The organism is Melioribacteraceae bacterium, from assembly GCA_035362835.1.
Lineage (GTDB): Bacteria > Bacteroidota > Ignavibacteria > Ignavibacteriales > Melioribacteraceae > DSXH01.
Genome location: DAOSDY010000005.1, coordinates 85,250 through 106,419 on the forward strand (window position 1 = coordinate 85,250; position 21,170 = coordinate 106,419).

The following is a 21,170-nucleotide window of genomic DNA, read 5'->3' on the forward strand; positions in this document are numbered from 1 at the left end:
TTATAGATTATTAACCGCCTTTTTGAAAACCCTTCCTCTGTGTTCGTAATCCGTGAACATATCGAAACTGGCGCATGCCGGCGATAACAGAACCACTGAACCGGGTAAAGCCTGCAGCATTGCCGATTCAACACATTCCTCGAGAGAGTTTTTTATTTCCGTTTCAACAATTGATTCAAAAAAACTTTTAACTTTTTCAGCCGAAACACCAATGGCATAGATTTTTTTAACATGCCTGCTGATGAGTGATTCAATCTGTGAATAGTCGTTCCCTTTATCTTTACCGCCGAGTATCAGGTAGATCGGTTTTTCAAAACTCTTAAGCGCGACCACAACGGAATCGACATTAGTAGCTTTGGAATCATTGTAGTATTCAACACCATTAAGTTCGCGGACAAATTCAATTCTGTGCTCAACACCATGAAATGACTGAAACGCCCCGCGGATTTTCAAGTTTGGCAGATTTAATGTTTTAGCCACCGCCAGAACCGCCAGAGCATTAGCCACATTGTGTTCACCTTTTATAAAAAGATCCGTAACCGGACAAACTTCTTCTAAAGCGCCGAACCAGGCAAAAAACATCTTACCGTTTCGAACAAAAGCGCCTGCCGGAACTTCCTTAGTAAGTGAGAAGCTTAATTTCTGAACCCGCCTATTCTGCATTGTACGGGATGTGTTAATATCATCGGCATTAAACAAAAAGAAATTCGATTCATCCTGATAAGCAGTAATTTTTATTTTGGAAGCGATGTATTTTTCAAGTTTATTCTCATAACGGTCCATGTGATCAGGAGTAATATTCAGTATGATCGAGAAAAAGGGTTTGAATTTTTCAGTAAAGTCGAGCTGGAAGCTTGAAGTTTCGAGAGCAACAAATTGATCCTCTTTAACATCCAGAACAATATCGGAAAAGGCATTGCCGATATTTCCGGCCGAATAAGATTTGATTCCGCATTCGTTCAGCGTATGGTTCATAAGAGCCGTTGTAGTTGTTTTTCCGTTAGTACCGGTAATTGCGATTATTCCGCCTTTACAGAACCACGAGGCAAATTCAACCTCGCTAATAATTTTTATTTTTCTTGCAGCCGCGTTTTTTAGTACTACCGAGTCTGTTGGAACACCCGGACTTGTAATGATAAGATCACATTCATAAACTCTTTCCGAATGTCCGCCAAGTTCAAAATCGATTCCTTCCGATTCAAAAAGAGCAATTGATGTTTTCAGTTTTTCCTCGCTACCCGAATCACTTACAAACGGAACAGCGCCGAGTTTTTTTGAGAGTCGTGCAGCGCCAATCCCGCTTCTAACAGCGCCGATAATCGATATTTTCTTCCCTTTTATTTCCATTACCTTATCTTAAATGAAGCGAGACTGATTATTGTTAAAATGATAGTAATGATATAGAACCTTACTACGATTTTGGGTTCAGCCCAATCGAGTTTTTCAAAATGGTGATGAATCGGCGCCATCTTAAAGACTCTTCTGCCTTCTCCGTATTTCCGTTTGGTAAATTTGAAATAGAGGCGTTGGATAATAACAGACAGGGTTTCAGCGAAATAGATGCCACCGAGAATCGGGATAAGAAGATCTTTCTTAATCACAATCATTATTACACCGAAAGCACCGCCCAGCGCTAGCGATCCGGTATCGCCCATAAAAATCTGAGCAGGATAAAAATTGAACCAGAGAAATCCGAGTCCCGCACCGATCAGAGCTGCAATAAAAACGGTAAGTTCACCGCTTCCGGATATGTAAAAAATATTCAGGTAATCGGCGTAAATAACATTGCCCGTCATATAAGAAATTATCGCGAGCGCGAGCATCACAATTATCATCGTTCCAATTGCAAGACCATCCAGGCCGTCAGTAAGATTTACGGCGTTGGAAGTTGCGGTTATAATGAAAATGACCCATGGTATATAGAGGTATGAAAAATCCCAGTTAAGATTTTTGAAAAAGGGCAATGTCGTTTGAGTATTATAGTTCGAGAACTCGGGCAAATAGTAGACTGCCAATCCAACAATAAGTCCAACAAAAATCTGCCCGATCAATTTATAGCGGGCAATCAATCCCTGCGGAAGTTTTTTCACAACTTTAAGATAGTCATCCAGAAATCCGACAATTCCGAGAACAACAGTAGCGAAGAGGACCAGCAGAATAAAAATGCTTTTGATATCGCTCCAGAGGAGAACCGGAAGTACAACAGAGAATAGTATAATCAATCCGCCCATCGTCGGAGTCCCTGCTTTTTTCTTATGAGTAGCTGGTCCTTCTTCGCGAATCGGCTGGTCTACCTGTCTTGCTTTTAATTTTGCAATGATTCTGGGTCCGATATAGAAAGACAAAATCAAAGCGGTAATTGCCGCGAGTGCTGACCGGAAAGTAAGAAACCGGAACAGATCGAATCCGGGCGGATTAAATTTTTCGTTGATGTAATCAAATAGATAGTAGAACATTATTCAAACCTTTTCTCCAGAATGTTTACAAATTCTTCCATCTTCATTCCACGCGAGCCTTTAACCAGAATTACCGAGTTTTCGATCTCCTCATACTTCAGATAGAGAGAAAGTGCCTCGCGTAAATGGAAGTGAATTGATTTAATGTTTCTCTTCCTTAGTTGATCCGTCAGACTTCCCATTGCCTTACCTACGGTAAGGACAAACAGTTGTTTGTCGTATGTAAAAATTTTTGCAAGTTCTCTATGAATTTTTTCCGATTGCTTGCCTAACTCGAAGATATCCCCGAGTACAACGATTTTTAATTTAAAAGTTCTGATCCGTTTAACCAGATCGTAGGCTGCTGCAACAGAAGCCGGACTGGAGTTATAAGTATCGTCGATCAGTACAGCTTTATGAAACTTTTTAACATCGAGGCGGCCGTGAACCGGAGTTAATTTTTCCGCACCCTGCTTAATCAATTTACCAGAAAGTCCGACCTGTTTTGCTATTGCAGCCGCAGCCAGAAAATTCGCGGCATTCGATTGACCGTAAATGGGCAATGTGATTGGTCCGGAAGCTTGGTTAATCTTTATTATAGTGCGGCCGTCGTCTGTATAACCCAACAACTTTCCTTTAAGGTCCGGATTTTTATTGAAACCGTACGTTATCACATTCGGATACTTTTTAATATTCGAGGCGATTATCGGATCATCTGTGTTGGCAAGAATGATTCCGCCTCTTTTGGCAGTTTCGTCGAACAGAGCAGATTTTTCCCTGTAGATCATTTTTTTGTTTTTCAGAAACTCGATGTGTGAATCACCAATATTAGTTATAAGAGAGAGATCGGGCCGTGAAATTTTTGCGGAATAAGGAATCTCGCCAATATGATTCGTTCCCTGTTCCAGAATAAGCATTTCACAATTTTCATCTGCAGATAAGATTGTAATAGGAACACCGATATGGTTGTTATTATTCGCTTCGGTTTTAACAACCTTATATTTTTCGTTAAGAAGAACAGCTGCAATTTCTTTAGTTGTAGTTTTTCCTGTGCTTCCTGTAATTGAAATCACTTTAGCATTCAGTTTGTCTCTCCATAAAGCAGCTAGGTCGCCAAGTGCTTTAACAGTATCTTCAACTGTAATTACAGGAATATTCAACGAACGGAATTTGTTATAATTCTTTTTGTTTATTAATACCGATCCGGCCCCTTTTTCAACTGCTTCCGGTATGAAATTGTGCCCGTCGTATTTTTCACCTTTTATGGCAACAAAGATGGAGCCCCGCAGTTTTTTGCGGGAATCAATTTGAATTGATCTTGCCGGACTGTAATTATCCGGATTATAAATAACCGCCGTCGGCAGATTAAAAATGTCTTCGATTGTAATTTTTATTTTGCCCATTCGTCCAGATATTTTTCTGAAATTTCTTTATCGGAGAAATGTTTCCTTACTCCGTTTATTTCCTGATAATTCTCATGTCCTTTTCCGGCAATCAGAACAACAGCATTATCCTCGCTCTCAAATATTGCTGCACGAATAGCTTCTTCCCTGTTTTCTATTATTCTGTAATTATTATTTTTAATTCCCATCTGTATCTCGTTAATAATGAGATACGGATCTTCAGTTCTGGGATTATCCGAAGTGACATAGACACGGTCGCTCATAGAAGAGGCAATTTCACCCATAAGCGGCCTTTTAGTTCTATCTCTGTCTCCGCCGCAGCCGAATACGGTGTAGACCGGCCGTTCTTTCCTAACGATATGATGAACAGCAAGAAGCGCCTGTTTAAGACTATCCGATGTATGGGAATAATCGATTATCACTTTTTTATTTTTTCTTGATACAATTTCAAATCTGCCCGGCACCTGTTTAGCCGCTTTGATTCCTTCAACGGCTGTGAGAGGATCGATTCCGTCGAGTAGAGCTACCGCAAATGCCGAAGCGGCATTGTATGCATTAAAATGTCCCGCCAGTTTTGTTGATAGATTATATTCCTTCCCCTCATAAGTTATATTGAATGTAGTTCCGTCGAGATCAAATTCAATACTGCCGATTTTGAAATCGGCTTTATCGGAGGTTCCGTAAGAGAATTTTTCAGCTTTGGAATCTTTTATAAGGAGTTTCGATTTAGGATCATCCAGATTATATATCACATAACCATCGGGACCGATCATATCGAAGAGAATTTTTTTTGAATGAAGGTAATGTTCCTCCGTTTTATGGTAATCCATATGATCGGAAGTAATGTTGGTAAAGACTCCCGCATGGAATTTAAGACAATCTGCACGGTGCAGATGCAGCGCATGCGAGGAGACTTCCATTGCACAATGAGTAGAACCGCTTTTGACCATTTCGTTAAGAAGGAAATTAATTTCATGCGACTGTGGTGTTGTAAGTAGTGTCTTTACTTCATTGCTGCCAATGTAATTCGCAATTGTTCCGATGAGACCGGAATTGAATCCGGCATAGTCAAATACACTCTTGATATAGAAAGCTGTGGTTGTTTTTCCCTTAGTACCTGTAATCCCGATCAGTTTTAATTTACGGGAGGGTTCCTTATAAAATTGACTTGCAAACCTGGCCAGCGAGATTCTTGTATCATCAACAACTATTTTAACAGATCCGGAGTGAGCGAAGAGATGATCGGGTACCAGCTCGGGTTTGCTTAGTACAACTGCTGCAGCACCGCGGCTGATTACATCTGGTATGAATTTATGTCCGTCTGTTTTAAATCCATCAATTGCAAAGAAAAGAGTTTTATTGCCGACAGTTCTTGAATCAATAGAGAGGGAGTCAATTTCCTTGAATTCTGCTCTACCCGAGACCTGGATAACCTTAACCTTATTTAACAGTTCAGATAATTTCATCAATTAATTCTGTTATTATTCAATTTACTTACAGGTTCGCATTTAATTAAGCACGTATCGCCGGGTGAAAACGGAGCACCCGGTTCGATGCTCTGTCCAACAACTTTTCCGGCACCCGAAATTTTGTATTCGAGCCCGAGTTCATTCAATTGAGCGATGGCATCCCTTAGTGAACGATTTTTAAGATCAGGCATTGTAGTTCTTGATTCATTAAAAATTCTCCTGGCGGTTGTCCGGTTCTTATTGTTTGCAGAAATGTTGAGATAACTTTTTGATGTGGAAACCGGCGATGTCTTAAGATCAGCAATAAATTTATCGGCAATATTTTTATTCCGCTTAATCAATTTCTTTTCCGGTACAAGAGTCAGATCCGCATCAACTATTTTTCTTGCAACTTCCTTAAATATAGGAGCTGCAACGAGTCCGCCGTACTTACCTACCTGCGGGGCATTAACGAGAATAAGGCACACAATTTTGGGATTATCCGCCGGAAAGAATCCGATAAACGACGAATTATGTTTTTTCCTTGAGTAGGAATTATCAATCAGCAATTGAGCTGTACCCGTTTTACCTCCGACGATAACATCATCCAGTTGAGCCGGTGTTCCAGTTCCATGTTCAACAACACCAACCATTAACTCCCTAATTAAATCCGAAGTTTCTTTCCTAATGACATTTCTGATTTTAACCGGATGTGTTTCTTCCAGAATTTTACCATTCTGATCCGAAACCGATTTCATGACAAACGGCTGATAAAGAGTACCGCCATTAATTAAAGAACTGAAAGCCGCTATCATCTGAAGAGGCGTAACCGAAATTTCATAACCGTATGAAAGAAAGGGTTTCGTAACGGCCGAGAAACTATTCGGTTTTTTAAGAAGTCCCGAAGCTTCTCCCGGAAGATCAATTGAAGTAGGATTGCCGAATCCGAAATCCCTTAAAAATTTATAAAACAAATCATCCGGAATGCGATGTGAAAGTTTTGCCATTCCTACGTTACTCGATTGTTCAAGGATTTCCCGGACAGTTAAACTCGTATGCGGATGTGTGTCGGATATTTTTACTCCCTTGAAATAATACGTACCTTTTTCTGTGTCAATTATCTCGTCTGTCTTTGCCAGTTTCTGTTCAAACAGAATAGACATCGAGATTGATTTCATTGTAGATCCGGGTTCATAAGTATCTGTAAGGAGCCGGTTTCTTCTAACCTGATCCGGGAATATTTCGTAGTTAGCGGGATCAAAGTCCGGTGAATTCGACATAGCAAGGATTTCGCCGGAATCAGGATTCATAATAATACCGACAGCGGATTCGCCTTCATATTTCTCCAATCCTTTAGATAATTCCTCTTCAAGAATCTGCTGATAAGTTTTGTTTATAGTAAGTGTGATATTATTCCCGGCCGAAGGAGAGCGGGATTCGTTTTCATTAACGGAAACAATCCGTCCAAGCACATCTTTTTCAAAAACATAGTATCCGTCGGTACCGATTAGCTTTTCATTATAAACTTTTTCAACACCGTCCACACCGGTCATTTTCTTATCAACATATCCGAGAAGATGCGAAGCAAGGCTTCCGTAAGGATATACTCGTGAAAAATCCTCTTCATAAAACAGACCTTCTATTACAACTTTCTTAAGCTGAAGTGCTTTTTCCATCGGGACTTTTTTTTCGAGGCAGACATTTTTAAAACCGTTTTCGATCAGCGCGAGATAGTGATTTTTGTTTTTTCCGAACAATCCGGAGAAAAGAGATGCAACAGAATCCGCTTTTTGAGAATCGATCATACGGGTATCGACTAAGAAGGAGATATTATCACTTGTATAAGAGAGTACTTCACCGTTTCTGTCGGAAATAGTACCGCGACCGGCTTTAACGGTTTGAGGTTTGTTCTGCTGTCTCCCGGCAATAAGTGAATAGTATTCATTTCCGGAGATCTGAATAACATAAAGCCTTACGCTAAGCGCAATGAAGCCGAAGAGGAGAATAAAAGTAATGATCAGGGCTCTTTTATTAATCATATTTTCCGTTTGTAATTTTCTCTACCTGATTAATCTGTTCTTTTGATACAACTATTGATTCAAGATTTTCAAAAGGCCGCTGCATACCTAGGGAATCAATGGCAAATTTTACAATTCGGTCTTCAGCCGAAAGTTTTTGGATCTCGACAAACAACGATTGAATTCTATTTTTCTTTTCGGCAAGAGACTCATTTTTATTCAGCCGTTCCCTGTTCATATTTTTTATTTCAGTAAGTGAAGCCACATAAACAAAGAGAGCAACCGCAGCGGCGATAATTACCACAATAAAAATTTTCAATGAAGATCCTTTCATATCAAGTCCTGACAGCGGCTCTCAATTTTGCACTTCTTGATCTTTTATTTTCTTTGATTTCGTTTTCGCCTGGAAGAATTGGCTTTGAATTCACAATTCTTAATCTTTTTTCCTTGCCGCAGATGCAAACCGGAGTGCCGGGCGGACAAATGCATTCAAGGCTTTCGTACTTAAATTTTTCTTTAACAATTCTGTCTTCGAGGGAATGATAAGTAAGTACAACTATACTCCCGTTAATATTCAAAAGGTTGACAGCTTTATCTAAAAATATTTTTAATTCATCCAATTCATTATTCACATAGATTCTAAGAGCCTGAAAAACCCTTGATAAAGTTTTTGATTGAAATCTTTCGGGTACAATCTTTTCAATTATTTTTCGCAGTTGAAGCGTAGATTCGAATTTTTGTTTTTCCCTTTCTTCTGAAATGAGTCGGGCAATCTTACGGGCAAGTTTTTCTTCACCGTAATTCCAGATAATTTGTGAAATGAGTTCCTGAGAAAAATTATTCAGGATGTCTGAAGCAGGAGAACCTGCGTTTTTATTCATCCTTAGATCAAGGGGTGCATCTTCTCTAAAAGTAAAGCCCGATTCGATGTTATCGAGCTGATAGGAAGAAACCCCTAGATCTACAAAGATGCCGTCAAATTTTTCAATGAACTCAATTTTTGATATAGTATCGATATCGGAAAAACCTGTATTGTAGATAGCGATGCGTTTGTCGTGCTTGAATTTTTCTTTGCAAAAACCAAACGCTTCAAAATCTTTATCCGTTGCAACAAGTTTCCCTTTTTTGTGAAGCCGACTCAGTATTTCCGAAGAGTGCCCGCCAAAACCTATTGTGCCGTCGAAATAAATTCCTTGAATATTACCAACTAATAAATCAACGCTCTCTTTTAAGAGAACCGGCACATGTTGATTCATTTCGGTTTTTTCTGCATCACCTGTTTAGCGATTTCAGCAAACGGTTTTAAATTTTCCTTTTTATGCGATTCATAAACCGCTGGATTCCAGATTTCGATTTTTTTATTCTGACCAAGGATCAGAACATCCTTGTCGATACCCGCAAACTCAAGAAGGTTTTTAGGAACGAGTAGACGTGCCTGAGAATCGAGTTTATCTTCAGCAGCTAATTCGAGCAACATTCTTTTAAATGCCGACTCATCTGGATCAAAATCATCGAGTTGATTAATTCTAACGAGCACTTCATTTTTCCAGGAATCCTGCGGATAGATATCGATACACTGAACAATGCCCCTTGTAATAATAAATGTATCGTTGGCTTCCTGAGTTACGTATTTACGGAATCGTGCCGGTATGCTGATCCGACCCTTTGAATCGACCGAGTATTTAAAGCTGCCTAAAAACATTCTCCACCACTCTTTGGGAAAATTAAACACTATTACCCACTTGCATGCAAAATAACTGATTTTGTATGGGATTGTCAAGATTTTTTTTCTAAAAAATCCAAAAAGATCAGGATTTTGACATAACGCAACAATGAGGGAGAAAACTGGATTTTAGGAATTTAAAGGCTACCTAAATAAAGTCAACACTGAATTGATAACGAGTATTAGAATTAAAGATCAAGGATAGAATTAGGGAGGATGATTAATCTTGATTTGTGGGAAGTAAAGAATTGAGAGCCACCTATAGGACTCGAACCTACGACCCGCTCATTACGAATGAGCTGCTCTACCAGCTGAGCTAAGGTGGCTTAAGGAAATATTATCTCAATTTCTTTTTGTGACGATTTTTACGCAAACGTTTTTTCCGTTTGTGTGTTGCCATTTTATGGCGTTTTCTTTTTCTGCCGCAAGGCATGTTGTACCTCCATTAGTGTGAATTAATTAATTCCTGCGCCCGTTTACCGACATCGCTATTAGGATTAATGGCGACCGCCTTCTTCCACCAATCAACAGCTTCATCGTGCATACCTGCCGATAAGGAAACGATGCCAATATTCAAGTGAGCAATCTGATGTTTCGGTTGAAATTTGAGTGCGTCTTTCATAAACCTCAGAGCATCATCATATTTTCCAAGTTCATAATAACAGACACCCATATCAACCAGAACGTCAGCATTTTTCGGGTCTATCTTTAGATATTCCTGATATTTTTCTATAGCTCTTGGTTTTAAGCCAGAATCATTCAGAAGGTGAGCAAGTTCAAGTAGTTTCGATTTATCCGGTTTTACTTTTAATTCCTCTTCAAGCGAATTTATTCTTTGAAGATACTGGAGATCAACGCCGCTATGAACATCATCAGTATTTTGAGCAGAAGATGAAACGGATCCCCCGTTATCAATAACACCCGAAGAAAAGATAATTACCATTCCAACTAACAAAAGGGAAAAAGCGACATAGAAAAGCTTTACAAAAGAAATCTTTTTTAAATCGGAAGTATTTTTCTTAGTGTTCTCTTTCGATTTCCTTCCGGAAAAATTTTCATTTTTCAGATCTTTGCTTTTACTTTCAATCCCTTTTGTACCTCTACTGGAGTCGGACTTGGTTTTTTTCTTAAGAACGACACCACAACTTGAACAGAAGTTATCATTTACATCAACTTCTTCGCCGCAAACTGAACAATTTATTTTTTCTGGAAATGTAGTCATATTCAATATTCTAGCTTTCCTGTTCTATACTCAACTCTTTCATTCCGGAATCGACCGCACTTTTAAAATCCTTGGAAAATTTAAAGACAGGGACAAAGTGATCGCCAACGTACACTTTTTCACCTGTTCTAGGATTACGGGCATACCGGGCATTTTTCTTTTTAACTTTATAACTGCCAAATCCTCTGATTTCAATCCCTTTTCCCTCTCTCAAAGCATGGATCACAGTATTCAAAAATCCTTCGATTATTGCTTCGGTCTCCAGTTTTGTAAGACCGGTCCCTAAAGCGACTTTCTCAACTATGTCGGCTTTTGTCATATTCTTCCTCTGTTTACTTCAATACTTAATTTTTAGCGTGGCAAAATATCAATAATCGTATTAAAATCCAACGGCAAAAGGAGTTAGCGGAATTTATAAGAAGAAAAAATTACTTCGTCATAACATAGTAGATGTCCCAAAGCAATACACTTTCCTGAATTTAGAATTCTTAAGCTTTGAAAATTGCCTGAAACACAAAAAAAATTGTGGTATGGTGTTTGAATGATTAATGTGGAATTAAGAGGAAAATATGTCACTTGTCCCGATTATATATACGAGTTTGATCCTTTTCTTTGGATTATTATTGATTGTAACCACAATCTCTTATTTATCATTTAAGGCAAGAGGTAAATCAAATCCGGTTATAGAAGCAGAGATCAAAAAAAGGGAAATCAGGCATCCAGCACCTATAGTTAGGAGAGTCGCAATCGATCCATCCATCTATAATAAACAGGTAATTGCGAACAATAGCAGCAGAACGCAGAATATTGATTCAGCTCATAGTCCGGTTATACTACCGAGAGATTACTTCCAGAACGAGCAAGCCATTAATAAAAACGGTGGCAGGGAAAGACGCTCAGATAATACAATTAATTATGAAGAGCGCAACAGGATTTATAAACAGCCTAAAACATATTTACAAAGATCCAGAATTGAAGTGATGAATGAGAACGAAAAATACAGGACAAATGAGGGCGATAGAGTTTATAAAAAAACATCCAGAGCAAAATATTTGAATGATTTGTCGCAATTTAATATCCTTAGCTTCTATTCAGACAATAATATTGATAATGATTTTGTTGCAGTAACTGCTAACGCAGCTTCCTCCAGTCACATCGCATAATTAAGCAGTCGTATCCAAGTAATAAATTGTCCGGATAATTTAATTTTCCTATTTTTAATTCATGGAATTAATCCCGATAATAGTGACCGTTCTGAAGATTGTTGCGATCCTTGCAGTAGTTGTGATCAGTTTTTCATTTATTACCTATAAGATAAAGCAAAAAAAAGGTTTGATTGAATCAGCTGAGATACGAATTGCAAAAGCATCTGCTGCCGAGCGCAAACCGATTAGAAGAATAGTAGAACGACTTACCGGTCAGATCCCTCATCAAAGACCTGTTGATAGAAACCCAAAACCAATTAAAGAGATTAAGAAGCCGGAAGATGTAAAACCAATTGTTCAGCCTAAAAAGGAAGTTAAAAAGGAATCGAATATTAAGAAACAGGTTTCCAAACCGGACCGAATTGAAATCGTAAAGAATTTAACTCCGCAAACATCCAGCCAGAAAAGTCCAGATGTTACTACAAAACAAAAATCTCCGAAAGCAAAGAATTATGGAGAAGAAAAAATTGTTTCTTCATTAGGCGACCAGATATTGGATAAGTACGACGAAAATGAAAACAACGATATGTATACGCTCAATACTAAGAAGAAAAATCCCGAAAAATAATATTCAGTCATTTCACCAAAATCTTCGGAAAGGAATTTTTTCTGTTTTCCTATTTGATTTCCCTAATTATAAATTAATTTCAAACATAAAAAGAGATATAACATGAATCAGAAAAAATATATAATTGAAAATATGAGCTGCCAGCATTGTGTAATGGCAGTTAAAAAAGAACTTGCAAAACTGGAACTGGAATCCTGCGATGTGGAAATCGGTTCGGCTGAGGTTAAATTCGATGAGACAAAAGTCACTGAAGAAGAAATAATCAGTTCGATTGAAGAAGCCGGTTATTCAGTCAGAAAGAATTAAAAGATGCCGAAAAAAATCGAGATCCCAGTAGAAGGTATGACGTGCGCAAGTTGTGTGACCCGCGTGGAAAAAACCATAAGTAAGTTCAACGGTGTCGGAAATGTAACTGCAAACCTTGCTACCGAGAGCGTTAACATTGAATTTACAGAAGAGAATGTTGATCTCCTCAAGATTGCCGAAACTGTTGAAGAATACGGTTATAAACTTAACGTAGGAGTTCTTGAAAAAAAACAGTCGGAAAGTTTCGAATCGCAGTCCGGGGAGAAGAATCGTGCCTATATAGAGCTTAAAAAAGAATTTATAATCTCATTACTTTTTACCATCCCGGTATTTTTAATCAGCATGCTTTCAGACTTTTCTTTCTTTCAAAAGATCTGGTTTCTTAACAGTGAAGATACCCGTAAAATCCTGTTAATCTTAACAACTCCTGTCATATTCATTTCAGGAAAAAGATTTTTTAAAATTTTCTGGAATAATTTAAAGCATTTTACCGCTGAAATGAATTCACTTGTTGCAATAGGCACGGGTGCTGCATATGGATACAGTACACTGGTAACCCTTTTCCCCGCTTTCGCAGGAGTGCAAGAATCGGCAATTCATGTTTATTTTGAAACGTCGGCAGTAATTATCACACTTATACTAACGGGGCGATTACTGGAGCATAGAGCAAAAAACCGCACAACCGATTCCATCAGAAAACTACTAGAACTGAGACCACCAACAGCTACAATAATCCGAAACGGAAATGAGAAAAAAATTAATATTTCCGATCTGAATCTGAATGATATTGTAATAATAAAACCGGGCGAAAAAATTCCTGCTGATGGGGAAATTATTTCGGGCAGCAGCGCTGTTGATGAATCGATGGTTACAGGCGAGAGCATTCCGGTCGAAAAAGGAATCGGTGATAATGTTATCGGCGGTACGATCAATACAAACGGATCTTTCAATTTCAGAGTTTCCGGTACTGGGGATAATTCAGTTCTCGGCCAGATAATTAAATTTGTTAAAGACGCGCAGGCGACCAAACCGCCAATACAAAAGCTTGTAGATAAAATTGCCGGGATATTCGTACCGGCAGTAATTATAATTGCTCTTGCAACATTTGTTGTCTGGATTTTTACGGGAGGAGAAGACTCATTCAATAATGCTCTTATAAATTTTGTTGCCGTTCTAATCATTGCATGTCCATGTGCATTAGGATTAGCAACACCCACTGCGATTATGGTAGGCACAGGATTAGGAGCTTCACACGGAATTCTGATTCGCAACGGTGAGAGCATTGAAATGGCAAATAAAATTACGACTCTCGTTTTTGATAAAACCGGGACCATCACCGAAGGTAAACCTGTAGTTTCAGAAATAATTACTTATGGAATTAATTCCGATCAGTTAATAAAATTCATTGCATCTCTTGAATCTAATTCGGAACATCCACTGGCAAAATCAATTATCAACAGAGCCAAATCCGATGGCGTCCCTTTATTAAAACCGGAGTCTTTCATGAGTTTGACCGGATTTGGAATTACCGGTATTGTAGATGGAAAAACAGTAATTGCAGGTAACTTAAACCTGATGAATGAGTATTCTGTAAAAACTGCGATCGGAATTAAAGATTACAACAAGTTAGCGGAAGAAGGAAAAACTGTTATATGTGCTGCAATAGAAGGAGAATTGAAAGGATTGATTTCTATCGAGGACAGAATAAAAGACGACAGTGCGCATGCGATTTCAAAATTACATTCGATGAAACTTAAAACCGTTATGCTTACAGGTGATAATAATAAAACAGCGGCCAGGATTGCTTTGGAGACTGGTATTGATGAATTTAAAGCCGGGATATTACCGAACGAAAAAGCCGAAGTTGTTATGAAATATCAGCAACAGAATGAAATTGTAGGAATGGTAGGCGACGGTATCAATGATGCACCAGCGCTGGCTCGTGCGGATGTAGGGATAGCAATAGGTACAGGTACTGACGTTGCAATAGAAACTTCGCAGATAACTCTTGTAAAGGGAAGCCTTTCGGGTGTGGTAAAGGCGATCAATCTTTCAACTCATACGCTAAGAACAATTAAACAGAATTTGTTCTGGGCATTTATTTACAATGTTGTATTAATCCCTCTTGCGGCCGCCGGGATGCTCAATCCGATGATAGCTGCGCTGGCAATGTCTCTTAGTTCCGTATCGGTTGTATCTAATTCACTAAGACTGAAAAAGGCAAAAATTTAAATACAGAAGAATTGAGGAAAAACGATGAGTAAATTTGAAATACAAAAGTCGCCGCATATTGTACCGACGACCGATGGTAAAGTAATAGAAGAACATTTCGGTATAACCAGCATTAATACGGGGGATTACAGTTTTGCACATATGATAGCTCCGGCAGGCTGGTCGGAACCATTTCAAACTCCCGAGTTCGATGAGATTACATTTATTATTTCCGGAAGGAAAAAATTTGAAGTTGACGGAAATGAAATTATTCTGAAAAAAGGTGAATCGATTTGTGTTAAGAAAGGAACGCGCGTCAGGTATTCAAATCCGTTTGATGAACCATGCGAATATGTTTCGTTCTGCATCCCTGCATTTTCAATCGAAAGAGTTAAGCGGGAGAATTAACTCCCGCTTTTTCAATTGTAACTACTTAACCTGTACTTTTTCGAATTTTTCAACATACTTCTGATGAAACTCCGAAATCGCTTTATAAGCCTTTTCCAGAATATTTTCAGGCGGCAGAAAAACAATCCGGAAATGATTTGTACCGGGGACCTGTCCGAATCCGCTTCCGTGTACAACAACTACTCCGGTTTCTTTAATCAGTTCCCGAGTCCAGTGAGCATCGTCGGAAATATTGTGGATACTTGGGAAGGCATAAAACGCACCTTCAGGCTCAACGCACGAAATTCCCGGAATTGCATTCATCATTTCAACAGTCAAACTCCTGCGGTTTGTAAGTTTTTTCATTGCGACTTCAAGGTGCGACTGATCACCGAGAAGCGACGGCGCAATACCGTATTGCTCTGGATGATTAGCTGAAAGCCGGGCGCGTAATAATTTATTAATAGCTTCTATATAATCTTTGAGAACCTCCCTGTTACCGCTGACAATTCCCCATCCAATTCTGAAACCGGGGACCATATAATTCTTGGATAACCCGCCGAATGTTATTACCGGAACTTCAGAATTGAGAGAAGCTATGGATGTATGTTTTTTCCCGTCCATTAGTAACTTGTCGTATATCTCGTCGGCAAAGATTACAAGATTATGTTTAACAGCAAGATCGATAATCTGTTTGAGAGTTTCGGGTGAAAAATTGGAGCCGGTGGGATTATTCGGATTAATCAGAATAATAGCGCGTGTTTTTTCATTAATCTTACTTTTAATATCCTCGATATTCGGCTGCCATCCGTTGCTCTCGTCCAGGTAATAAGGATTTTCATACATCATTAACTTGCTCTGGATTGCAGTATAAAGCGGATAACCCGGAGTAGGAGTTAAAACATTTTCACCGTCGTTTACAAGAGCGGTAAGACAGATATCAATAGCTTCACTCGCGCCGGTAGTAACAAAAATATCCTGAACATTATTAATTCCTTTTTTATCGGCTTCAGTTTCAATTGCTTTAACGGCTTCTTTAATTCCGGAAGAAGGTGCGTATCCGTTCAGATTTTTAAGCATTGCTTTATGAGTTTCTTCAATCAGATGTTTCGGCGGCTGCCAGTCGAAAAGATTCGGATCGCCGATATTCAAATAGAGCATTTCCCTGCCGCTCTTGGCTACTTCGTTGGCTAAAACAACAATATCCCTAACGGCATAAGTAACATTTTCGGTTCTAATTGCAGGTTTAATTTTAAAATTTGTCATCATAACTCCGTAATCAATAAAAAAAATAGTTGCCCGGAAAAATTAGTCTATTTGTTTACTAACTTCAATTTAGAAAGCAGGGACAACATTTTGTTTTAATTACACAGAAATATTTACTTCAGATTATGAGGATTTTTTTTCGTCCGGGAAAATCGGCAGTAAGAATTACATTTATATTATTAAACTCATAATAATTTTTTGAAATAAAATTTGAATAGGGTTAAAAATAATCTTTCGTAAAATCCGGTTTAGAATATGAGGGTCCACATTACATAATCAATAATGAGGATCATTGCAGAGCTTAGTACGAATGAACGGATGGTAGAAATCCCAACTCCCTCGGCTCCCCCTTCGGTTTTGAATCCGATATGACAACCAAGCAATGCGGTAACGCCCCCGAAAATCATCCCTTTTATAAGACCGAAAATTAGATCGCTGAATTCAAAATATCTTCTAACCGATTCGAAGAAGACGTTGTATGAAACGCCGAGAAACAAATTGGAAATAAAATAGGCCCCTATTACTGCAATTGCGTTAGCAAAAACCACCAATACAGGCATCATAGTAACCGCCGCAAAGAACCTCGGAGTAGCTAAAAACCGGACCGGACTAATACCCATTGTATCAAGAGCGTCGATCTGCTCGGTTACTTTCATCGAACCGATTTCCGCGGCAATTGAAGCGCCGACCCTTCCGGCAATAACTATAGCAGTTAGAACGGGTCCAAGTTCTGTAATAATTGCCCTGCTAGTAGCGGTTCCAAGAAATGAAAGAGGTGCAATTCCTTTCAACTGATAAGCAGCCTGCCATGCCGCAACAGCTCCGGTAAAAACAGCTATTATCATTACAAGCGGTATCGAATTAACGCCGATATGTTCCATCTGATAAATAAAATTTTTTCTGTTCTTAAATAACGACGGCGCAAAACGGTTTATTTCAGCAAGCAGCTTAAAAACCTGACCGCACTCCTGAAAAAAATCGAGTGTTTTTCTGCCCAGTATTGATAATAGTCCGATCAATATTCAGAGTCCATAAAATTCGAATATTAAACTAAGAAAGTTGTTTTACTTTGGAAACAAAATCTTTTTGATCCTTAGCTTCGCACAAATTATTGATGAGTCCTGGATCAGCGAATTTCTTTGCTATCTCCGAGAGTAATTGAAGCTGAATCTCCGGCTTTTCTTTCGGGGTGAGAAGGAGAATAATTAGTTTGGCAGGAAGTTTATCAAGAGAGTCCCATTCAATTCCCCTCCTGCTTATTCCAACTGCGACTATTGATTCGTTTAATACGATCCTTGCATGAGGAAGAGCCAGATAATTTACCAATCCGGTGGACATGGATTCCTCTCTTCTAATCACCTCGTTATAAAGGATTTGAAAATCAATTTTATTGCCGGATGATACAATCCTGCACAATTCTGTTATCATCTCATTTTTTGATTCAGCATCAGAGAAGATGATATTGTTAGTTTTTAAATAGGAAAGGAATCCGGATTTTTCTTTTCCTTTCTTTATGAAATAGCTCATAATCGGCGCACTTGAGATTGATGTTACCAGAGCCATTATTACGAGTGCAACAAATACTTTCTCATCTATTAGTCCGGCCTGAAATGCGATTGTTCCAAGAACTATTTCAATAGCACCGTGGGAATTTAGACCGAATCCGATTGTGAGTGAGTCGTATTTATTAAATCCGCTTAAATGTGCACCGAGCGTTGACCCTGATACTTTTCCAATGAAAGAGAGGAGAATAAAAATTGAAACTAAGGAAAGGTCAAAATTATCGATAAAATTTATTCTTAATCCGATCGATACAAAAAAGAGAGGGGCAAAAATGTTCGTCACAAATTGATTAATAATCTCCCTGGTACCCTCTTTAAGATTTGCAGAATCGCCAATTGCAATTCCAACAATAAATGCACCGAATATTGCATGAATACCAATATACTCAGTAAATGCAGCACCGATAAATCCGGCAATTAATATAAAATTGAGTACGCCGCCAGGGAATGAGGTATATTTTTCGAGAAGCGGAAGCAAATAATGGATTAATTTTCTCAGAATAATCAGAAGTACAAAAACAAAAATTACGATTGTGATTATCAATGATTTGAATTCAAGCCCGTGCCCGGATCCAACACCCATCATTCCAAGAAGAATGGAGAAAATAATCCAGCCGATAAGGTCGTTGATCATCGCGGAAGTAATAATTGAGAAACCGATCTCAGTTTTAAAAATATTAAGGTCCATTAAGGTACGGGCAACAACCGGAAGCGCCGTAATTGATAATGCTGTTCCGATGAAAAGTGCATAAACCAGACGCATTTTCAGTTCTGAGATACCGAGCTCTTCGGGGAAATAATAAGCAGCAACAAATCCCAATGAGAATGGAAAAAGAACACCAAGAAAACTAATTGTTGCGGCAGACCTGCTCTGTCTTATTACAAGCGTTAGATCAATCTCCAGACCGGATACCAGCATCAGCATTACAACACCAAGCAGTGTAATTCCGCTCAAAGCAATAGTAACTGTATCTGATTGATTAAAAAGCTTATTGAAAGTTTCCGGGAAAAAAGTACCTAGAATTGTAGGCCCGAGAATTATTCCGGCAATTATTTCACCCATGACAACAGGTTGTTTAAAATAGCGCAGGAGTTCGCCGAATCCCCTCGCGAATAGTAGTATTACGCTCAAACTTATTAAGAATACAGTTGTTTCGGCTATACTCAATTAATTCCTCTTACTCGCGTACTATTAATAATGAACAGGGCAGCTGACTAAGTACGAATTCTAGATCATGCTGAAATAACTTATCAAAAAATTTAAGTTTCTTAGGAGGTGAAGGGACAACGAAAAGGTCGCTTCCGTTATTCTTTGCAAAGTTTCTGGCTTCCCAGCCCTGTTTTCCGAATAGGGCAACTGTAGAGTAGTTAATTCCGGTTAAATTAAGTTCTTTGGCAAACAGTTTTAATTTTTCCTCCTCCTCTTTCTGCCAGATCAGTTTCCTCTTTTCGTTGTCGCTTGTTGAACCCGTATCATATACCGTGATTGCAAGACCTGGAACTTCAAATTCTTTTACAAGAATAAACTCTTCGGCCTTTTCAAGCCTGGCAAATTCGTAAGATTTTTTTATTGTGGTTTCACCGATGGATGAGAAATCAACCGAGACACAGAATTTTTTAAATGGTCTGGATTCCCTAATGGGACTTGTAATTATAAGTACAGAACAATTTGCTTCCCTCATAATCGTACGCGCAACCGAACCAAGGTAGTATTTGATAACGCTCTCCTTTTCAAGTGCTCCGGCAATCAGTAAGTCGATATTATTTTCAGATGCAGCTCTTAAAATTGCTTTGGCCGGTTCACCTTCCTGCCATATCATGTGAAATGATTCTTGAGTAAGTCCAGAATTCTCAATAAGGTAATTCATTTGAGATTCTACCTGGGGCGACCTATGTCCGACATGAATTAAATAGAGTTGAGAATTAAAAAGATTTTTAAGACGGACGGCTGTTTTAATTAACGGTAAACCGTTTGGCGAGAAAGTAATTGCTAATCCGATTTTTTTAAATATCATTTTACAATTCAGATTTTTGATTCAAATTAAGTAATTCTTTTATTATTGCCAATTAATACCAAATTCATATATATTTCAAGTAGAAGAAAGTGAATTTGGTTTTCTCCAGTTAATTAATGAAGCAGAGATTAAAAATATCGTTATTGATTATCGTCATTATCATTTTTCATCTATGAATAATGCCCGGAAAATATATCCGGGCATTTTATTTTATATAACATCTAAATGAAGTAAGATCCAATTAATTTTAAAAATTATGGTGAGAGATATGAACGAATTAACTCTTGATATTCTGGAAAGAGACACAAAAGTAGTATTACCGGAGAAATTGGTATTCGGGAAAGTCTACACTGACCACGTTTTCGAAATGGATTACGATCCCGAATTCGGCGGATGGCACAACGCAACAATTAAACCGTTCAGCAAAGTAGAACTTCACCCGGCGGCTATAGTTCTTCACTACGGACAATCGATATTTGAGGGACTTAAAGCATACAAACAGGTTGACGGAAGAATAGCACTTTTCCGTCCGGAAAAAAATATTGAGCGATTGAACCGTTCAGCAAAAAGAATGTGCATCCCGGAAGTTGATCCCCAATTCGTACTCAATTCCCTTCTGGAACTTATTAAGCTTGAACAGGACTGGATCCCAACAAAGCCTGGTCATTCTCTTTATATCCGTCCTGTAATGTTCGCTACCGAACCGTTACTCGGCGTTAGGGCATCAGAAACTTATAAACTGATTATTATGCTCAGTCCTGTCGGTCCTTATTATCCTGAAGGATTCCTTCCGGTTCCGATTCTTGTAACAGATAAGTATGTTCGCGCGGTAAGAAAAGGTATGGGAGAAGCAAAAACTGCAGGTAACTACGCAGCCGGAATGCTCGCTCAAAAAGAAGCTAAGAAAGAAGGATTTTCTCAAGTACTCTGGCTCGATGGTGTTGAACAAAAATTTGTTGAAGAGGTCGGGGCTATGAATATTTTCATCAGCTTTAAAGATGAAGTGGTTACTCCGGCTTTAAACGGCTCAATTCTCCCCGGCATTACCCGAATGTCAGTTATACAACTGTTGAAGGACTGGAAATACAATATCAACGAAAGATTGATTTCAATTCAGGAAGTTGTAAGCGGTTACGAAAGCAAAACGCTCCAGGAAATTTTCGGAACCGGTACTGCCGCCGTTATTTCTTCAATCAGCAAACTGAAGTATAACGAAAAACTCCTGATGTTTGATGAGAGTAAACCGGGCGAATTAGGAACTAAACTTTATGAAGAACTAACCGGAATCCAGTACGGCAAAGTTGAAGATAAACACGGTTGGTTGACTTACATCGATTAACAAATCAAAATTCTCCAATAAAAACGGCTGCTAGTAACAGCCGTTTTTTTTAACTATCCCAG

At 38.6% G+C, this 21,170-nt stretch carries 20 protein-coding genes and 1 tRNA gene; 6 read left to right on the forward strand and 15 right to left on the reverse strand.

Annotated elements, in window-relative coordinates; genetic code table 11:
• From murD to PLZ15_14600, 11 genes are all read right to left on the reverse strand, one after another.
• Nucleotides 1-1,347 (reverse strand): UDP-N-acetylmuramoyl-L-alanine--D-glutamate ligase, encoded by a 1,347-nt coding sequence (gene murD, locus PLZ15_14550; GenBank protein ID HOI30963.1) that lies wholly within the window; start codon nt 1,345-1,347, stop codon nt 1-3.
• Complete coding sequence (gene mraY / locus PLZ15_14555; protein HOI30964.1) at nt 1,347-2,456, reverse strand: phospho-N-acetylmuramoyl-pentapeptide-transferase; 1,110 nt, start codon at nt 2,454-2,456, stop codon at nt 1,347-1,349. The genes murD and mraY overlap by 1 nt, the downstream gene beginning before the upstream one ends.
• Nucleotides 2,456-3,838: a UDP-N-acetylmuramoyl-tripeptide--D-alanyl-D-alanine ligase gene (murF, locus tag PLZ15_14560; GenBank protein HOI30965.1), complete on the reverse strand. Its 1,383-nt coding sequence runs from the start codon at nt 3,836-3,838 to the stop codon at nt 2,456-2,458. Before murF ends, mraY begins: the two co-directional genes overlap by 1 nt.
• Nucleotides 3,826-5,304 (reverse strand): UDP-N-acetylmuramoyl-L-alanyl-D-glutamate--2,6-diaminopimelate ligase, encoded by a 1,479-nt coding sequence (locus tag PLZ15_14565; GenBank protein ID HOI30966.1) that lies wholly within the window; start codon nt 5,302-5,304, stop codon nt 3,826-3,828. The genes murF and PLZ15_14565 overlap by 13 nt, the downstream gene beginning before the upstream one ends.
• Nucleotides 5,304-7,325 (reverse strand): penicillin-binding protein, encoded by a 2,022-nt coding sequence (locus PLZ15_14570; protein HOI30967.1) that lies wholly within the window; start codon nt 7,323-7,325, stop codon nt 5,304-5,306. Before PLZ15_14570 ends, PLZ15_14565 begins: the two co-directional genes overlap by 1 nt.
• The gene (locus PLZ15_14575) at nt 7,318-7,638 is read right to left on the reverse strand and encodes a cell division protein FtsL (GenBank protein ID HOI30968.1); all 321 of its coding nucleotides are present in this window, start codon (nt 7,636-7,638) and stop codon (nt 7,318-7,320) included. Before PLZ15_14575 ends, PLZ15_14570 begins: the two co-directional genes overlap by 8 nt.
• Before the next feature lies 1 nt (nt 7,639).
• Nucleotides 7,640-8,560, reverse strand: coding sequence for a 16S rRNA (cytosine(1402)-N(4))-methyltransferase RsmH (gene rsmH / locus PLZ15_14580; GenBank protein ID HOI30969.1), 921 nt, complete (start codon nt 8,558-8,560; stop codon nt 7,640-7,642).
• On the reverse strand, nt 8,557-9,006 hold the full coding sequence (gene mraZ / locus PLZ15_14585; protein HOI30970.1) for a division/cell wall cluster transcriptional repressor MraZ: 450 nt from the start codon (nt 9,004-9,006) through the stop codon (nt 8,557-8,559). Before mraZ ends, rsmH begins: the two co-directional genes overlap by 4 nt.
• A gap of 274 nt (nt 9,007-9,280) precedes the next feature.
• A tRNA-Thr gene (locus tag PLZ15_14590) sits at nt 9,281-9,353 on the reverse strand.
• A gap of 119 nt (nt 9,354-9,472) precedes the next feature.
• The gene (locus PLZ15_14595) at nt 9,473-10,249 is read right to left on the reverse strand and encodes a tetratricopeptide repeat protein (protein HOI30971.1); all 777 of its coding nucleotides are present in this window, start codon (nt 10,247-10,249) and stop codon (nt 9,473-9,475) included.
• Between the two features lie 10 nt (nt 10,250-10,259).
• Nucleotides 10,260-10,568, reverse strand: a complete 309-nt coding sequence (locus PLZ15_14600; protein HOI30972.1) for an HU family DNA-binding protein — start codon at nt 10,566-10,568, stop codon at nt 10,260-10,262.
• A 250-nt stretch (nt 10,569-10,818) separates the two neighbouring features.
• Between PLZ15_14600 and PLZ15_14605 the strand changes: the two genes are divergently transcribed.
• From PLZ15_14605 to PLZ15_14625, 5 genes are all read left to right on the forward strand, one after another.
• Nucleotides 10,819-11,412, forward strand: a complete 594-nt coding sequence (locus PLZ15_14605; GenBank protein ID HOI30973.1) for a hypothetical protein — start codon at nt 10,819-10,821, stop codon at nt 11,410-11,412.
• A gap of 82 nt (nt 11,413-11,494) precedes the next feature.
• Entirely contained in the window at nt 11,495-12,022 is a 528-nt protein-coding gene (locus tag PLZ15_14610; GenBank protein ID HOI30974.1) for a hypothetical protein, read from the forward strand.
• 102 nt (nt 12,023-12,124) lie between these two features.
• Nucleotides 12,125-12,328 (forward strand): heavy-metal-associated domain-containing protein, encoded by a 204-nt coding sequence (locus PLZ15_14615; protein ID HOI30975.1) that lies wholly within the window; start codon nt 12,125-12,127, stop codon nt 12,326-12,328.
• A gap of 3 nt (nt 12,329-12,331) precedes the next feature.
• Nucleotides 12,332-14,560, forward strand: coding sequence for a heavy metal translocating P-type ATPase (locus PLZ15_14620; GenBank protein HOI30976.1), 2,229 nt, complete (start codon nt 12,332-12,334; stop codon nt 14,558-14,560).
• 24 nt (nt 14,561-14,584) lie between these two features.
• Complete coding sequence (locus tag PLZ15_14625; GenBank protein HOI30977.1) at nt 14,585-14,947, forward strand: cupin domain-containing protein; 363 nt, start codon at nt 14,585-14,587, stop codon at nt 14,945-14,947.
• 21 nt (nt 14,948-14,968) lie between these two features.
• On the opposite strand, the gene PLZ15_14630 is transcribed toward PLZ15_14625, so the two are convergent.
• The 4 genes from PLZ15_14630 to PLZ15_14645 all read right to left on the reverse strand — a co-directional run bounded on the left by PLZ15_14630 (nt 14,969) and on the right by PLZ15_14645 (nt 19,769).
• Complete coding sequence (locus tag PLZ15_14630) at nt 14,969-16,192, reverse strand: aminotransferase class I/II-fold pyridoxal phosphate-dependent enzyme (protein HOI30978.1); 1,224 nt, start codon at nt 16,190-16,192, stop codon at nt 14,969-14,971.
• 248 nt (nt 16,193-16,440) lie between these two features.
• Nucleotides 16,441-17,211 (reverse strand): ABC transporter permease, encoded by a 771-nt coding sequence (locus PLZ15_14635; GenBank protein HOI30979.1) that lies wholly within the window; start codon nt 17,209-17,211, stop codon nt 16,441-16,443.
• 31 nt (nt 17,212-17,242) lie between these two features.
• On the reverse strand, nt 17,243-18,922 hold the full coding sequence (locus PLZ15_14640) for a cation:proton antiporter (GenBank protein ID HOI30980.1): 1,680 nt from the start codon (nt 18,920-18,922) through the stop codon (nt 17,243-17,245).
• A gap of 10 nt (nt 18,923-18,932) precedes the next feature.
• Nucleotides 18,933-19,769 (reverse strand): universal stress protein, encoded by an 837-nt coding sequence (locus PLZ15_14645; protein ID HOI30981.1) that lies wholly within the window; start codon nt 19,767-19,769, stop codon nt 18,933-18,935.
• Between the two features lie 268 nt (nt 19,770-20,037).
• Here PLZ15_14645 and PLZ15_14650 point away from each other — a divergent pair, with 268 nt between their 5' ends.
• Entirely contained in the window at nt 20,038-21,108 is a 1,071-nt protein-coding gene (locus PLZ15_14650; GenBank protein ID HOI30982.1) for a branched-chain amino acid aminotransferase, read from the forward strand.
• The last annotated feature ends 62 nt before the right edge of the window (nt 21,109-21,170 follow it).

Bases quoted from the DNA above. Each gene is read 5' to 3' on its own strand.
- murD (HOI30963.1), bottom strand. From the start codon at position 1,347: ATGGAAATAAAAGGGAAGAAAATATCGATTATCGGCGCTGTTAGAAGC.
- mraY (HOI30964.1), bottom strand. From the start codon at position 2,456: ATGTTCTACTATCTATTTGATTACATCAACGAAAAATTTAATCCGCCC.
- murF (HOI30965.1), bottom strand. From the start codon at position 3,838: ATGGGCAAAATAAAAATTACAATCGAAGACATTTTTAATCTGCCGACG.
- PLZ15_14565 (HOI30966.1), bottom strand. From the start codon at position 5,304: ATGAAATTATCTGAACTGTTAAATAAGGTTAAGGTTATCCAGGTCTCG.
- PLZ15_14570 (HOI30967.1), bottom strand. From the start codon at position 7,325: ATGATTAATAAAAGAGCCCTGATCATTACTTTTATTCTCCTCTTCGGC.
- PLZ15_14575 (HOI30968.1), bottom strand. From the start codon at position 7,638: ATGAAAGGATCTTCATTGAAAATTTTTATTGTGGTAATTATCGCCGCT.
- rsmH (HOI30969.1), bottom strand. From the start codon at position 8,560: ATGAATCAACATGTGCCGGTTCTCTTAAAAGAGAGCGTTGATTTATTA.
- mraZ (HOI30970.1), bottom strand. From the start codon at position 9,006: ATGTTTTTAGGCAGCTTTAAATACTCGGTCGATTCAAAGGGTCGGATC.
- PLZ15_14595 (HOI30971.1), bottom strand. From the start codon at position 10,249: ATGACTACATTTCCAGAAAAAATAAATTGTTCAGTTTGCGGCGAAGAA.
- PLZ15_14600 (HOI30972.1), bottom strand. From the start codon at position 10,568: ATGACAAAAGCCGACATAGTTGAGAAAGTCGCTTTAGGGACCGGTCTT.
- PLZ15_14605 (HOI30973.1), top strand. From the start codon at position 10,819: ATGTCACTTGTCCCGATTATATATACGAGTTTGATCCTTTTCTTTGGA.
- PLZ15_14615 (HOI30975.1), top strand. From the start codon at position 12,125: ATGAATCAGAAAAAATATATAATTGAAAATATGAGCTGCCAGCATTGT.
- PLZ15_14620 (HOI30976.1), top strand. From the start codon at position 12,332: ATGCCGAAAAAAATCGAGATCCCAGTAGAAGGTATGACGTGCGCAAGT.
- PLZ15_14625 (HOI30977.1), top strand. From the start codon at position 14,585: ATGAGTAAATTTGAAATACAAAAGTCGCCGCATATTGTACCGACGACC.
- PLZ15_14630 (HOI30978.1), bottom strand. From the start codon at position 16,192: ATGACAAATTTTAAAATTAAACCTGCAATTAGAACCGAAAATGTTACT.
- PLZ15_14645 (HOI30981.1), bottom strand. From the start codon at position 19,769: ATGATATTTAAAAAAATCGGATTAGCAATTACTTTCTCGCCAAACGGT.
- PLZ15_14650 (HOI30982.1), top strand. From the start codon at position 20,038: ATGAACGAATTAACTCTTGATATTCTGGAAAGAGACACAAAAGTAGTA.